At 54.6% G+C, this 14,646-nt stretch carries 18 protein-coding genes; 15 read left to right on the top strand and 3 right to left on the bottom strand.

Translation table 11 applies throughout. From position 1 onward, the window contains the following. Both ACMVME_RS19830 and mdcH read left to right on the top strand, forming a co-directional pair. On the top strand, window positions 1–618 hold the full coding sequence (locus tag ACMVME_RS19830; RefSeq protein ID WP_041162886.1) for a malonate decarboxylase holo-ACP synthase: 618 nt from the start codon (window positions 1–3) through the stop codon (window positions 616–618). Next, window positions 618–1,514 carry a malonate decarboxylase subunit epsilon gene (mdcH, locus tag ACMVME_RS19835; RefSeq protein ID WP_020884598.1) on the top strand — a complete coding sequence of 299 codons (897 nt, stop codon included), beginning with the start codon at window positions 618–620 and terminating at the stop codon, window positions 1,512–1,514. The genes ACMVME_RS19830 and mdcH overlap by 1 nt, the downstream gene beginning before the upstream one ends. On the opposite strand, the gene ACMVME_RS19840 is transcribed toward mdcH, so the two are convergent. Beyond that, window positions 1,503–2,453, bottom strand: coding sequence for a LysR family transcriptional regulator (locus ACMVME_RS19840; RefSeq protein WP_014171916.1), 951 nt, complete (start codon window positions 2,451–2,453; stop codon window positions 1,503–1,505). The two genes, mdcH and ACMVME_RS19840, sit on opposite strands and share 12 nt — an antisense overlap. Window positions 2,454–2,468: 15 nt before the next feature. Further along, entirely contained in the window at window positions 2,469–4,373 is a 1,905-nt protein-coding gene (locus ACMVME_RS19845; protein ID WP_068795423.1) for an ABC transporter ATP-binding protein, read from the bottom strand. 138 nt (window positions 4,374–4,511) lie between these two features. Here ACMVME_RS19845 and kefG point away from each other — a divergent pair, with 138 nt between their 5' ends. The 4 genes from kefG to slyD all read left to right on the top strand — a co-directional run bounded on the left by kefG (window position 4,512) and on the right by slyD (window position 7,767). Further along, window positions 4,512–5,063: a glutathione-regulated potassium-efflux system ancillary protein KefG gene (gene kefG / locus ACMVME_RS19850; protein WP_020884601.1), complete on the top strand. Its 552-nt coding sequence runs from the start codon at window positions 4,512–4,514 to the stop codon at window positions 5,061–5,063. Next, window positions 5,063–6,868 carry a glutathione-regulated potassium-efflux system protein KefB gene (gene kefB, locus ACMVME_RS19855; protein ID WP_020884602.1) on the top strand — a complete coding sequence of 602 codons (1,806 nt, stop codon included), beginning with the start codon at window positions 5,063–5,065 and terminating at the stop codon, window positions 6,866–6,868. The genes kefG and kefB overlap by 1 nt, the downstream gene beginning before the upstream one ends. 13 nt (window positions 6,869–6,881) lie before the next feature. Beyond that, window positions 6,882–7,082 (top strand): YheV family putative zinc ribbon protein, encoded by a 201-nt coding sequence (locus tag ACMVME_RS19860; protein ID WP_013099038.1) that lies wholly within the window; start codon window positions 6,882–6,884, stop codon window positions 7,080–7,082. Window positions 7,083–7,176: 94 nt separating this feature from the next. Further along, complete coding sequence (gene slyD / locus ACMVME_RS19865; protein WP_014171912.1) at window positions 7,177–7,767, top strand: peptidylprolyl isomerase; 591 nt, start codon at window positions 7,177–7,179, stop codon at window positions 7,765–7,767. 54 nt (window positions 7,768–7,821) lie between these two features. Here the strand turns inward: slyD and ACMVME_RS19870 are convergent, their stop codons facing one another. After that, a complete protein-coding gene (locus tag ACMVME_RS19870; protein WP_020884603.1) occupies window positions 7,822–8,040 on the bottom strand; it encodes a protein SlyX in 219 nt (72 codons plus the stop codon). Window positions 8,041–8,277: 237 nt separating this feature from the next. Between ACMVME_RS19870 and fkpA the strand changes: the two genes are divergently transcribed. From fkpA to ACMVME_RS19915, 9 genes are all read left to right on the top strand, one after another. Then, window positions 8,278–9,099, top strand: coding sequence for an FKBP-type peptidyl-prolyl cis-trans isomerase (gene fkpA / locus ACMVME_RS19875; RefSeq protein ID WP_014171910.1), 822 nt, complete (start codon window positions 8,278–8,280; stop codon window positions 9,097–9,099). 166 nt (window positions 9,100–9,265) lie between these two features. After that, window positions 9,266–9,988 carry a transcriptional regulator gene (locus ACMVME_RS19880; RefSeq protein WP_014171909.1) on the top strand — a complete coding sequence of 241 codons (723 nt, stop codon included), beginning with the start codon at window positions 9,266–9,268 and terminating at the stop codon, window positions 9,986–9,988. Then, window positions 9,988–10,374, top strand: a complete 387-nt coding sequence (tusD, locus tag ACMVME_RS19885) for a sulfurtransferase complex subunit TusD (protein ID WP_014171908.1) — start codon at window positions 9,988–9,990, stop codon at window positions 10,372–10,374. The genes ACMVME_RS19880 and tusD overlap by 1 nt, the downstream gene beginning before the upstream one ends. Continuing rightward, on the top strand, window positions 10,374–10,733 hold the full coding sequence (gene tusC, locus ACMVME_RS19890) for a sulfurtransferase complex subunit TusC (protein WP_020884605.1): 360 nt from the start codon (window positions 10,374–10,376) through the stop codon (window positions 10,731–10,733). Before tusD ends, tusC begins: the two co-directional genes overlap by 1 nt. Before the next feature lie 7 nt (window positions 10,734–10,740). Continuing rightward, the gene (gene tusB, locus ACMVME_RS19895; RefSeq protein ID WP_014171906.1) at window positions 10,741–11,028 is read left to right on the top strand and encodes a sulfurtransferase complex subunit TusB; all 288 of its coding nucleotides are present in this window, start codon (window positions 10,741–10,743) and stop codon (window positions 11,026–11,028) included. 124 nt (window positions 11,029–11,152) lie between these two features. Next, entirely contained in the window at window positions 11,153–11,527 is a 375-nt protein-coding gene (gene rpsL / locus ACMVME_RS19900; RefSeq protein ID WP_000246815.1) for a 30S ribosomal protein S12, read from the top strand. A 96-nt stretch (window positions 11,528–11,623) separates the two neighbouring features. Next, entirely contained in the window at window positions 11,624–12,094 is a 471-nt protein-coding gene (gene rpsG / locus ACMVME_RS19905) for a 30S ribosomal protein S7 (RefSeq protein WP_003861706.1), read from the top strand. Between the two features lie 96 nt (window positions 12,095–12,190). Continuing rightward, entirely contained in the window at window positions 12,191–14,305 is a 2,115-nt protein-coding gene (fusA, locus tag ACMVME_RS19910) for an elongation factor G (protein WP_014171904.1), read from the top strand. A gap of 69 nt (window positions 14,306–14,374) precedes the next feature. Beyond that, the coding region (locus ACMVME_RS19915; protein ID WP_000031677.1) for a GTP-binding protein at window positions 14,375–14,646 on the top strand (272 nt) is incomplete at its 3' end.

A 14,646-nucleotide genomic window follows, 5' to 3' on the forward strand; every position in this document is an offset into this window, starting at 1 on the left:
ATGACCACAACATTACGCCCTCACGACCTCATCTGGCTTAACGCGCGTGACGCGCTGGAAGGCATCACTGACGACTGGGTGGATGCGGTATGGCATACCGGTTTACCGGTGGTCGTGCGGCGTGATGTTGATAACGCTGGCCGTATTCCCGTTGGCGTACGCGGTTTACGCCGCGACCAGCGGGCGGCCGGTTGGGTGAAGCCAGAAAACGTCGTGCGGGTGGTCTCACCCGAGGCGTTGAGCGTGACCGCCGATCTTCTGCGTTCACCGTTTGTGACTCAGCCACCGGTGCAGGTGGCGTTGCAACTTTCTCAGCAGGCATGGCCGTGGACGTGGGGAATTACGGGCAGCACGGGCTACGCCCTGGCGACCGGTATCCCGGTCATTCATGCCGACAGCGATCTCGATCTGCTGGTGCGAGCCCCTCAGCCTCTGTCGGCTGACGCTTTTCGTGTCTGGGCGTCACAGCTCAGCCGCGCGTTATGTCGGGCAGACACCCAGGTCGACACCCCTGAAGGCGGCTTTGCGCTGACGGAGTGGCTGCGCGACGGCAAAACGTTGCTGAAGACCCGCCGTGGGCCACGTCTGGTGGCGGACCCGTGGCACAGGGAGGAGTGATGAAAATACTGTTTACCTTTCCAGGGCAGGGCACCCAGCATGTCGGTATGCTGCAAAACCTGCCTGGCACGACGCTGGAGCAGGCCCGCGAGGTATTGGGTGGCGAAGTCGATACGCTGGATACCGCGGCAGCGTTAACCCACACGCGAGCCGTTCAGCTTTCGTTGTTAATTGCCGGTGTTGCCTGGGCGCGTGAGCTTGAACAACGCGGCGTGGCACCGGATATCGTCAGCGGTCTGTCTATTGGCGCGTATCCGGCCGCGGTCATTGCCGGTGCGCTGGAATTTGCCGACGCGCTGAAGCTGGTCGCGCTGCGTGGCGATCTCATGGAGCAAGCCTATCCGCACGGTTATGGCCTGACCGCGATAATGGGGCTGACCCTGCCTCAGGTTGAAGCGTTGCTGGAAGGCACCGGAACGTATATCGCCAATTTGAACGCGGAAACGCAGATTGTGATCGCCGGCACCGATGAGGGGATGGCGCAGGTGGCGAAACGCGCGCTGGCAAAAGGGGCTAATAAGGCGCATCGGCTGACCGTCAGCGTGCCTTCCCATTGCGAACTGCTGGCGGAGCCGGCGCACAAGCTGGTGGAGGCATTCACATCCGTCACGCTCACACGCCCGCGCTGTGCTTACCTGAGCGGCAGCACAGGACGCGTGCTCTGGACGCCTGAGAAAATCGCGGACGATCTGGCGATGAATATGGCGCGCACGGTGCGCTGGCAGGAAGCGGTGATTTCTGCCAACGAGCGTGAAGCTCGGCTGGCGATTGAAATGCCACCTGGTGGGGTACTGACCTGCCTGACGCGTCAGGCGGCCTGGGAAGGGGAGTCAGTTTCGCTGGAGCGCAGTGGTGTTGACGTGGCGGTACACCTGGCTAAGCGGCTACAGCGGTAGGGTCTGCGCAGGGTCGGTGGCGATACTGCGGGCATACATTCGCCCTTCGGCTGCCAGTGCCCGCAGGCTGGGGTCTTGCTCGCGGTTGCGGGCAAACACAATGGCAATCAACTGCTGCATCTGATACGGCTGGGCCAGCTTCAGTAGCTGTACTGAGTTCTCATACACTTTCTTCATTCTGCCTGGCATGAGCGTAAAGCCCACGCCCGCCTGCACCAGACTCAGCATCGAGAAAATGTCATTTACGCGGGTGACGATTTCCGGTTCGAAACCGGCAATATGAAACGCCTCCTGAAACCCGGCGTAGGTGGCAAACCCTTCCGACAGCGCGACAAACTTCTGGTCTTTGTAATCACGTAAGTCGGCAGGCCCGCTGGTGTTCAGCGTGGCAGAGGCCGGTGCGGCAAGAAAAATGTCGTCATGGAACAGGGGGAGCACTTCCAGACTGTTGCGGTCGATATCGCTTTCGGAAATAGAGATGAGGATGGCGTCGAGCAAACCGTCGTCCAGCATACGCAACAGGGTCTCGTTAGAGCCCATCGTCAGGTCCATCTCCAGGTCCGGACGGCGCAGTTTCATCCCCATAATCAGGCGTGGCACGGTTTCCAGCGTCAGCGAGTAGAGCGTGCCGACGCGCAGTCGTCCCTGGCCAACGCCGGCCGTTTTGCGCGCTTCTTCCAGCCCGCGCGCCATTACCTGCATCACTTCCTGACAATATTCCAGCAGCGTCCAGGCCGAAGGCAGCGCAATGAGATTGCGACCTTTGTGCGTAAAGAGCGGGCAGCGCACATTTTCTTCGAGAGTATGCAGCGCGCGGTGCACGCTAACGCCGCTCAGGCCAAGCGCTTCGGCGGTACGGGCGATATTGCCCTTCTCCATAAAGGTCATGAAGATGCTGAGTTTACGAAATGTAATGTCGCTCGTGATATCGAAACTCATAACCCTCCCGGGGATTTAGTCGGCCTGCAGCATGGCTTCCAGCTGTTCCTGGGCGTCCAGCCACGCCATCTCGCACGCTTCGAGGCTGGATTTCGTCTTAGCCTGTGTCTGCAGGCAGTCGGTCAGTTCCGCCTTACGGCTCTGGTCATACAGACCGCTGTCACCCAGCTTCTCTTCAACGGTAGCCAGCAGAGCGTTAAATTTCTCCATCTCCTTTTCGAGACGGGCAATCTCTTTACGCAGCGGCTGGGTCTGAGTACGCAGTTCCGCTTCACGGCGCTTCTGGTCTTTACGCGCCTGGGCGCTGTTGGCGTTATCTTTCGACGAGTCGTCCGGCTGGTTTTCCTGCTTCTGCACGTCCGTTAGCCACTGCTGGTAGTCTTCCAGATCGCCATCGAACGGCTCGACTTTGCCATCGTGCACTAAATAGAGATCGTCCGTTGTGGAGCGGATCAGGTGACGATCGTGCGAGACGACAACCAGCGCACCTTCAAACTCAATTAACGCTTCGGTCAGCGCCTGACGCATGTCGAGATCGAGGTGGTTTGTAGGTTCATCGAGCAGCAGCAGGTTCGGACGCTGCCAGACGATAAGCGCCAGCACCAGACGCGCTTTCTCGCCGCCGGAGAAACGTTCGGTGTTTTCGGTGACTTTATCGCCCTGGAAGCCAAAGCCGCCAAGGTAATCGCGCAGCTTCTGCTCCATCTCCTGCGGCGCCAGTCGCGCGAGGTGCTGGATGGGCGATTCATCCGCGCGTAAGAATTCCAGTTGATGCTGGGCGAAGTAGCCAAGCTTAATGCCTTTTGCCAGGCCGATCTCGCCGCTGACCGGGTTAAGCTCGCCCGCCAGCAGTTTAATCAGCGTCGATTTACCGGCGCCGTTACGCCCCAGCAGACCAATACGTGAACCCGGCACCAGGTTGAGCTTGATGGAGTCGAGAATAATGCGATCGCCGTAGCCAGCGCTCACCTTTTCCATCTTCAGCAGTGGGTTCGGCAGGCTCTCGGGCTCGCGAAAACTGAAGTGGAACGGGTTATCGACGTGCGCCGGGGCGATCATCTCCATGCGTTCCAGCATCTTGATGCGGCTCTGGGCCTGCTTGGCTTTAGAGGCTTTTGCCTTGAAGCGGTCAACAAAGCTTTGCAGATGCGCCACGCGCTGCTGCTGGCTTTCGTACATCGCCTGCTGTTGAGCAAGGCGCGTCGCGCGCTGGCGCTCGAATGAGCTGTAGTTGCCGGTGTATTCAAACAGGTTTTGCTGTTCGATATGAATGATTTTATCCACCACCGGGTCGAGGAAGTCGCGGTCGTGGGAGATCAGAATCAGAGTGCCCTGATAGCTCTTGAGCCACTTCTCCAGCCAAATAACCGCATCGAGATCGAGGTGGTTAGTGGGTTCATCAAGCAGCAGCAGGTCGGAACGGCAAATCAGTGCCTGCGCCAGGTTAAGGCGCATACGCCAGCCGCCGGAGAAGTCGCTGACGGGGCGTTCAAGCTGTTCGTTGCTGAAACCCAGACCGTGCAGCAGGCTGGAGGCGCGGGAGCGAATGGTCCATGCGTCGATGGCGTCCAGCTTACCGTGGACGGTGGCGATAGCATGACCGTCATTACGCTCGTTGGCGACGTTCAGTTCAGCTTCCAGCTTACGGTATTCACGATCGCCGTCGATAACATAGTCGAGAGCGGGTTCGCTCAGGGCAGGCGTCTCCTGATTTACCCAGGCAAGCTGCCAGTTAACCGGATAGGTAAAGTTACCGCCGTCAGCGCTAATCTCGTTTTTCAGCAGCGCAAGCAGGGTCGATTTTCCGCAGCCGTTTTTGCCGACCAGACCCACTTTTTGACCGGGATTGATGGTGGCGGAGGCGTTATCCAGCAGGACGCGCACGCCGCGGCGAATTTGTAACGAGGAGAAAACAATCATAGAAGCGCCGTATGTTCCGACTATGTTAATTTGTCATTATGATAATGTAAGGTGTGGGCCATTTTCCGCACCGGGCCGCCATGGTAGCCCAAAACAACGACGATACACAAAAACAGAAACAGAACCGGGAGGGGAGTGATGTCTCAGACAGCGAAAGTGCTGCTGCTGTATGCCCATCCGGAATCTCAGGACTCGGTGGCAAACCGGGTTCTGCTTAAGCCGGCTACTCAGCTCAGCAATGTGACGGTGCACGATCTCTACGCGCACTATCCTGATTTCTTTATTGATATTCCTTACGAGCAGGAACTGCTGCGTCAGCATGACGTGATTGTGTTCCAGCATCCGCTTTATACCTATAGCTGTCCGGCACTGCTGAAAGAGTGGCTGGACCGTGTGCTGAGCCGGGGGTTCTCCAGCGGGGTGGGGGGCAACCAGCTGGCGGGAAAGTACTGGCGCAGTGTCATTACGACCGGTGAGCCAGAGAGCGCTTACCGCCACGACGGTCTTAACCGTTATCCCATGAGTGATATCCTGCGGCCGTTTGAGCTGACGGCCGCGATGTGCCGCATGCACTGGATGAGCCCGATTATTGTCTACTGGGCGCGTCGCCAGAAGCCTGAAGCGCTGGCGAGCCACGCCAGAGCGTATGGCGATTGGCTGGCATCACCGATATCGGCGGGAGGTCGCTAATGGAAGGATCGAATTTACTCCTGGCCGGCGTGCTGTTTTTATTTGCCGCAGTGGTGGCGGTTCCGCTGGCCGCCCGGCTGGGCATTGGCGCGGTGCTGGGCTACCTGCTGGCCGGGATCGCCATTGGCCCCTGGGGGCTGGGATTCATCAGCGATGTGGATGAAATTCTCCACTTCTCTGAACTGGGCGTGGTGTTCCTGATGTTCATCATTGGCCTCGAACTGAACCCGTCAAAACTGTGGCAGCTCCGGCGATCGATATTTGGCGTGGGGGCGGCGCAGGTCTTGTTCAGTGCTGCGATTCTGGCCGGGCTGTTAATGCTGACCAACTTCTCGTGGCAGGCGGCGGTGATCGGCGGAATAGGTCTTGCGATGTCGTCGACAGCGATGGCGCTGCAGTTAATGCGTGACAAAGGGATGAACCGCAACGAGGCAGGACAGCTGGGCTTTTCGGTACTGCTGTTTCAGGACCTGGCCGTGATCCCGGCGCTGGCACTGGTGCCGTTACTGGCAGGCTCTGGTGACGATCATTTTGACTGGGTCAAAATCTCCATGAAGGTGCTGGCCTTCGCCGGCATGCTGATTGGCGGACGTTTCCTGCTGCGGCCGGTGTTTCGTTTTATTGCCGCCTCTGGCGTGCGCGAGGTGTTTACTGCCGCGACGCTGCTGCTGGTGCTTGGCTCGGCATTGTTTATGGACGCGCTGGGGCTGTCGATGGCGCTCGGTACGTTTATCGCCGGGGTGCTCCTTGCCGAAAGCGAATATCGTCACGAACTGGAAACGGCTATCGATCCGTTTAAAGGGCTGCTGTTAGGGCTGTTCTTTATTTCGGTGGGAATGGCGCTCAACCTGGGCGTGCTCTATACCCATCTGCTGTGGGTGGTGATGAGCGTTGTTGTGCTGGTGGCGGTAAAAACGCTGGTGCTGTACGTCATGGCGCGGATATACGGGCTGCGCAGTTCTGAGCGCATGCAGTTTGCCAGCGTCTTAAGTCAGGGCGGAGAGTTCGCGTTCGTGCTGTTCTCCACCGCCTCCTCCCAGAAGCTGTTTAAAGACGATCAGATGGCGCTGTTGCTGGTGACGGTCACGCTGTCGATGATGACCACCCCGCTGCTCATCAGGCTGGTGGATAAGCTGCTCTCGCGGCGCTTAAATCCGACAGAGGATGAAGATGAGATGCCGTGGGTGGAGGATGATAAGCCGCAGGTGATTGTGGTGGGCTTTGGCCGCTTTGGGCAGGTGATTGGACGTCTGCTGATGGCGAACAAAATGCGCATCACGGTGCTGGAGCGCGATATCAGCGCGGTGAACCTGATGCGTAAATACGGCTACAAGGTTTACTACGGCGACGCGACCCAGCTCGAACTGTTGCGTTCAGCGGGGGCAGAAGCAGCAGAATCCATCGTGATTACCTGCAACGATCCGGAAGATACGATGAAGCTGGTGGAACTGTGTCAGCAGCATTTCCCGCATCTGCATATTCTGGCGCGTGCGCGTGGACGTGTTGAAGCGCACGAACTGCTGCAGGCAGGTGTGAAACACTTCTCCCGTGAGACATTTTCCAGTGCGCTGGAGTTGGGGCGTAAAGCGCTGATTTCGCTGGGCATGCATCCCCATCAGGCTCAGCGGGCCCAGATGCATTTTCGCCGGCTGGACATGCGAATGCTGCGCGAATTAATGCCGGTACACTCTGATACGGCGCAGATCTCCCGCGTGCGGGAAGCGCGTCGCGAGCTGGAAGAGATTTTCCAGCGAGAGATGCAACAGGAACGACGCCAGCTCGATGGCTGGGATGAATTTGAATAAAGGGTAACGAAAGATGGCTGTACGTAAACGCTTTATTGCGGGCGCAAAATGCCCGAGCTGCCAGGCGCAAGATACGCTGGCGATGTGGCGGGAAAATAATATTGATGTCGTAGAGTGTGTTAAGTGCGGCCATCAGATGCGCGAGGCGGATAAAGAAGCCCGCGATCATGTTCGCAAAGAAGAGCAAGTTATCGGGATTTTTCATCCGGACTAGCGATATGCCCTGAGTTTTTTTAAGCTAAAGGGTACACGGGTGCAGATTTCCGCTACAATCTGCGCCAGCAATTTTCCCTTGCTCAGGAGATATCATGAAAGTAGCAAAAGACCTGGTGGTCAGCCTGGCCTATCAGGTACGTACAGAAGACGGTGTGTTGGTTGATGAGTCTCCGGTGAGTGCGCCGCTTGACTACCTGCATGGTCACGGTTCCCTGATTTCCGGCCTGGAAAACGCGCTGGAAGGTCACGACGTTGGCGACAAATTCGACGTTGCTGTTGGCGCGAACGACGCTTACGGTCAGTACGACGACAACCTGGTGCAGCGCGTTCCTAAAGACGTGTTCATGGGCGTTGACGAACTGCAGGTTGGCATGCGCTTCCTGGCTGAAACTGACCAGGGTCCGGTTCCTGTTGAAATCACTGAAGTGGAAGACGACCACGTTGTGGTTGACGGCAACCACATGCTGGCTGGCCAGAACCTGAAATTCAACGTAGAAGTTGTTGCGATCCGTGAAGCGACCGAAGAAGAGCTGGCTCATGGCCACGTTCACGGTGCGCACGGTCACGACCATGACCACGATCACGGCCACGACGGCTGCTGCGGTGGTCACGGCCACGATCACGACCATGGTCACGACCACGGTAAAGGTGGTTGCGGTAACGGCGGCTGCGGTTGCCACTAATTCCGTTATGCGGAAAATAAAAAAGCGGGATAATAATCCCGCTTTTTTTACGCCTCAATAATGAGGTGGTGGCGTCTCTTCTGACTGAGAGGCAATATGTGACGGCTGTGTGGCCTTCAGTTTGTCCGTCAGCAGGCGCATGAGATCCCGCAGTTTCGCCATTTCCAGTTCATGTGCGGTCACGGTCTGGTTTAGCTCTTCGATGGTGATGTCCTGAAAAGCCAGGCGGCTTTCCAGCTCAGCCATTCTCGCTTCTAACATTGTGTCCTTCATCATTCACCTCGTTGTATCTCATTAACCACAATCGGCCAGCGGCGGCGAAGTTTAACTGAGTTTATCCTTAAGTTCAGTATCTATCCCCTTGGCAAGAAACTTATTTAAACAAAAATAGTCTGAAAAGTGGCGAGAATCGGGAGAGTCTGTCTGTAGATTTCTTCCGCAACGTTTTATAGTACGTAACTCATTTACGTTTAACGCTGGGGTGAGAGTCCCCAGGCCCTGGAGATATGGATGAAATCACTGTTTAAAGTAACGCTGCTGGCGACGACGATGGCTGTTGCGCTGAACGCGCCGCTGTCCTTCGCTGCTGATACTGCTGCGAAGCCTGCTGCAACTGCAGACAGCAAAGCGGCGTTCAAAAATGACGACCAGAAATCCGCCTACGCACTTGGCGCATCTCTGGGTCGTTACATGGAAAACTCTCTGAAAGAACAAGAGAAACTGGGCATTAAACTGGACAAAGCTCAGCTGATCGCGGGCGTTCAGGACGCATTTGCAGATAAGAGCAAACTGTCTGACCAGGAAATTGAACAGACTCTGCAGGCGTTCGAAGCACGTGTGAAAGGTGCCGCTCAGACTAAGATGGAAGCGGATGCAAAAGACAACGAAGCGAAAGGCAAAGCCTACCGCGATACCTTTGCTAAAGAGAAGGGCGTGAAAACCTCCTCTACGGGTCTGGTGTACAAAGTTGAGAAAGAAGGTACCGGTGATGCGCCTAAAGACAGCGATACTGTCGTGGTTAACTACAAAGGTACGCTGATCGACGGTAAAGAGTTCGATAACTCTTACACCCGTGGTGAGCCTCTCTCCTTCCGTCTGGATGGTGTGATCCCAGGCTGGACTGAAGGTCTGAAAAACATCAAGAAAGGTGGCAAGATCAAACTGGTTATTCCACCGGATCTGGCATATGGCAAAACCGGCGTTCCAGGTATCCCTGCTAACTCTACCCTGGTCTTTGACGTAGAGCTGCTGGATATCAAGCCAGCGCCGAAAGCTGATGCGAAACCAGAAGCGCAGGCAGAACAGAAAGCTGCGACAGACGCGAAGAAGTAATGGAATGAAAACCGCCGCCTTTAAGGCGGCGGTTTTTTTTATTGTGGGGCAGATATAATTAACACTGGAAAGCGTTATGCACGCTGTATTAATTTAGTTGTCCGTGTAGATAATGAGCCTGCCCTGAAAACCTAACGACAGGCTCCTGAAAAGGAGTGTTTTTTTCATGTCCAGGTCGCTTTTAACCAACGAAACCAGTGAACTTGATTTACTGGATCAACGTCCTTTCGACCAGACCGATTTCGATATTCTGAAATCCTACGAGGCGGTAGTGGACGGGTTAGCGATGCTCATTGGGTCCCACTGCGAAATCGTATTGCACTCCCTGCAAGATCTTAAGTGTTCCGCCATCCGCATTGCTAATGGTGAGCATACTGGCCGTAAAATTGGTTCGCCAATCACCGACCTTGCATTGCGTATGCTGCATGACATGACCGGCGCGGACAGCAGCGTCTCCAAATGTTATTTCACCCGCGCCAAAAGCGGCGTACTGATGAAATCAGAAACCATCGCGATTCGTAATCGCGAGCATCGCGTGATCGGTCTGTTGTGCATCAACATGAACCTTGATGTGCCGTTCTCGCAAATCATGAGCACTTTCATACCGCCTGAAACGCCGGACGTTGGCTCCTCAGTTAACTTTGCCTCCTCGGTTGAAGATCTGGTGACGCAGACGCTTGAGTTCACTATCGAAGAGGTGAATGCCGATCGCAACGTATCGAACAACGCCAAGAATCGTCAGATCGTGCTGAATCTCTATGAGAAAGGGATTTTTGACATCAAAGACGCCATTAACCAGGTGGCCGATCGCCTGAACATTTCCAAGCATACGGTCTACCTCTACATCCGCCAGTTCAAAAGCGGTGATTTCCAGGGGCAAGACAAGTAATGCGTTTTTCGCTGATGGTGACAGGCCCGGCGTATGGTACTCAGCAGGCCAGCAGCGCGCTGCAGTTTGCGCATGCGTTACTGGCTGCCGGACATGAGTTGGTGAGTGTCTTCTTTTATCGGGAAGGGGTGTATAACGCCAACCAGTTTACCTCACCGGCCAGCGATGAATTTGATCTGGTGCGCGCCTGGCAGACGCTGAACGAGACAAGGGGGGTTGCGCTGCATATCTGCGTGGCGGCAGCCCTGCGTCGCGGCGTGACCGATGCCACCGAAGCTGAACGTCTTGGCTTGCCAGGGGCCAACCTGCAGCCGGGGTTTTCGTTGAGTGGTCTGGGCGCACTGGCACAGGCTGCGTTAACCTGCGACAGAGTGGTGCAATTCTGATGAAACGCGTGGCGTTTGTTTTTTCATCTGCTCCGCACGGTAGTGCGTCCGGCAGAGAAGGGCTGGATGCGTTGCTCGCAACATCAGCGCTGACCGAAGACATCGGTGTCTTCTTTTTAGGGGATGGCGTGTTTCAGCTTCTGGCGGGCCAGCAGCCGAAGGCTATTCTGGCGCGGGATTACATCGCGACCTTTAAAGTGCTGCCGCTTTACGACATTGAAACCTTTTTTGTCTGCGCTGATTCTCTGGCTGCGCGCGGTCTGAGCGATAAGACGTCTTTCGTACTGGATGTCACACTCCTCCCGGCCGACGCGCTGCGCGACCAACTTTCCCATTACGACACTGTTCTGAATTTCTGAGGCTGACATGCTCCATACCCTGAGCCGTTCACCGTGGCATTGTGATATCGACGCATTACTGAGCATGCTGCGCGAAGGTGATGACCTGCTGCTGATTCAGGATGGCGTACTGGCTGCGCTTGAAGGGAGTCGTTTCGTTGAAATTCTCAGCAATGCCCCCATATCCGTCTCTGCGCTGAAAGACGATCTTGAGGCTCGAGGTCTTTCTGGTCAAATTTCAGCCAAAATTGACGTGGTTGGCTATACTGATTTCGTCAATCTTACTGTGACACACGCCAGTCAAATGAACTGGTGATCCGAGATCGCTGTATATTTCTTGACACCTTTTCGACGTAGCCCTAAAATTTCGCGTCCTCATATTGTATGAGGTCGTTTTATTACGTGTTTACGAAGCAAAAGCTAAAACCAGGAGCTATTTAATGGCAACAGTTAACCAGCTGGTACGCAAACCACGTGCGCGCAAAGTTGCAAAAAGCAACGTGCCTGCACTGGAAGCCTGCCCGCAGAAACGTGGCGTATGTACTCGTGTATATACCACCACTCCTAAAAAACCAAACTCCGCACTGCGTAAAGTATGCCGTGTGCGTTTGACTAACGGTTTCGAAGTGACTTCCTACATCGGTGGTGAAGGTCACAACCTGCAGGAGCACTCCGTGATCCTGATCCGTGGCGGTCGTGTTAAAGACCTTCCGGGTGTTCGTTACCACACCGTTCGTGGTGCGCTGGACTGCTCAGGTGTTAAAGACCGTAAGCAGGCTCGCTCCAAGTACGGCGTGAAGCGTCCTAAGGCTTAATGGTTCTCCGTTAAGTAAGGCCAAACTGATTTATCTTAATGTCAAACTAAACTCGTAGAGTTTTGGACAATCCTGAATTAACAACGGAGTATTCCCATGCCACGTCGTCGCGTCATTGGTCAGCGTAAAATTCTTCCAGATCCGAAATTCGGATCAGAACTGCTGGCAAAATTTGTAAATATCCTGATGGTAGATGGTAAAAAATCTACTGCAGAAGCAATCGTATACAGCGCGCTGGAGACCCTGGCTCAGCGCTCTGGTAAAAATGAACTGGAAGCTTTCGAAGTCGCTCTCGACAACGTGCGCCCGACTGTAGAAGTTAAGTCTCGCCGCGTTGGTGGTTCTACTTATCAGGTTCCAGTTGAAGTTCGTCCGGTTCGTCGTAATGCTCTGGCAATGCGTTGGATCGTTGAAGCTGCTCGTAAACGCGGTGATAAATCCATGGCTCTGCGTCTGGCGAACGAACTTTCTGATGCTGCAGAAAACAAAGGTACTGCAGTTAAGAAACGTGAAGACGTTCACCGTATGGCAGAAGCCAACAAGGCGTTCGCACACTACCGTTGGTAATCCCTTCGGAGTATTAGTCACCAGGCGGGCGCTTCAGCGAAGCTGCCCGTCCTGGGTTACTTAACTGAACGCCTAAAGAAACAAACGAGGAATCAAATGGCTCGTACAACACCCATCGCACGTTACCGTAACATTGGTATCAGTGCGCACATCGACGCCGGTAAGACCACTACTACCGAACGTATTCTGTTCTACACCGGTGTAAACCATAAAATCGGTGAAGTTCATGACGGCGCAGCCACCATGGACTGGATGGAACAGGAGCAGGAGCGTGGTATTACTATCACCTCCGCAGCGACTACTGCATTCTGGTCAGGTATGGCTAAGCAGTACGAACCGCATCGCGTTAACATCATCGACACCCCAGGGCACGTTGACTTCACCATCGAAGTAGAACGTTCCATGCGTGTTCTTGACGGCGCGGTAATGGTTTATTGCGCAGTTGGTGGTGTTCAGCCACAGTCTGAGACCGTATGGCGTCAGGCGAACAAATATAAAGTTCCACGCATCGCGTTCGTTAACAAAATGGACCGTATGGGTGCTAACTTCCTGAAAGTTGTTGGTCAGATCAAATCCCGTCTGGGCGCGAACCCTGTTCCGCTGCAGCTGGCAATTGGTGCTGAAGAAGGCTTCACCGGCGTTATCGACCTGGTGAAAATGAAAGCCATCAACTGGAACGATGCAGACCAGGGCGTTACCTTCGAATACGAAGATATCCCAGCTGAGATGCAGGACCTGGCTGACGAATGGCACCAGAACCTGATCGAATCCGCTGCTGAAGCTTCTGAAGAGCTGATGGAGAAATACCTGGGTGGTGAAGAACTGACTGAAGAAGAGATCAAAAAAGCTCTGCGTCAGCGTGTTCTGAACAACGAAATCATCCTGGTAACCTGTGGTTCTGCATTCAAGAACAAAGGTGTTCAGGCGATGCTGGATGCGGTAATTGATTACCTGCCATCCCCGGTTGACGTTCCTGCGATCAACGGCATCCTGGACGACGGTAAAGATACTCCGGCTGAACGTCACGCAAGCGACGAAGAGCCGTTCTCTGCACTGGCGTTCAAAATTGCTACCGACCCATTCGTGGGTAACCTGACCTTCTTCCGCGTTTACTCTGGTGTGGTTAACTCCGGTGACACCATCCTGAACTCCGTGAAAACGGCGCGTGAACGTTTTGGCCGTATCGTACAGATGCACGCTAACAAACGTGAAGAGATCAAAGAAGTTCGTGCGGGCGACATCGCTGCAGCAATCGGTCTGAAAGACGTGACTACTGGTGACACCCTGTGTGACCCGGATCACCCGATCATTCTGGAGCGTATGGAATTCCCTGAGCCGGTAATCTCCATCGCGGTTGAACCAAAAACCAAAGCTGACCAGGAAAAAATGGGTCTGGCTCTGGGCCGTCTGGCGAAAGAAGACCCATCATTCCGCGTATGGACTGATGAAGAATCTAACCAGACCATCATCGCTGGTATGGGTGAACTGCACCTGGACATCATCGTTGACCGTATGAAGCGTGAATTCAACGTTGAAGCGAACGTGGGTAAACCTCAGGTTGCTTACCGCGAAGCGATTCGTGCGAAAGTTACCGATGTTGAAGGTAAACACGCTAAGCAGTCTGGTGGTCGCGGTCAGTACGGTCACGTTGTGATCGACATGTACCCACTGGAGCCGGGCTCTAACCCTAAAGGTTACGAGTTCATCAACGACATCAAAGGTGGTGTAATTCCTGGCGAATACATCCCAGCCGTTGATAAAGGTATCCAGGAACAGCTGAAAGCGGGCCCTCTGGCTGGCTATCCGGTTGTTGACATGGGTGTCCGTCTGCACTTCGGTTCTTACCACGACGTTGACTCCTCTGAACTGGCGTTTAAACTGGCTGCGTCTATTGCCTTTAAAGAAGGCTTTAAGAAAGCAAAACCAGTTCTGCTTGAGCCAATCATGAAGGTTGAAGTAGAGACTCCTGAAGAGAACACCGGTGACGTTATCGGTGACTTGAGCCGTCGTCGCGGTATGCTGCGCGGTCAGGAATCCGAAGTAACTGGCGTTAAGATCCATGCTGAAGTTCCGCTGTCTGAAATGTTCGGATATGCAACTCAGCTGCGTTCTCTGACCAAAGGTCGTGCATCATACACCATGGAATTCCTGAAGTATGATGATGCGCCTAACAACGTTGCTCAGGCCGTTATCGAAGCCCGTGGTAAGTAATCCACAGGATTAAAACCTAAGTCCCGTGCTCTCTCCGAAGGGGAGAGCACTATAGTAAGGAATATAGCCGTGTCTAAAGAAAAATTTGAACGTACAAAACCGCACGTCAACGTTGGTACTATCGGCCACGTTGACCATGGTAAAACTACCCTGACCGCTGCAATCACTACCGTACTGGCTAAAACCTACGGCGGTGCTGCTCGTGCATTCGACCAGATCGATAACGCACCAGAAGAAAAAGCGCGTGGTATCACCATCAACACTTCTCACGTTGAATATGACACCCCGACTCGCCACTACGCACACGTAGACTGCCCAGGCCACGCCGACTATGTTAAAAA

The organism is Enterobacter cloacae complex sp. 2024EL-00711 (assembly GCF_047529885.1).
Classification (GTDB): Bacteria; Pseudomonadota; Gammaproteobacteria; order Enterobacterales; family Enterobacteriaceae; genus Enterobacter; species Enterobacter ludwigii.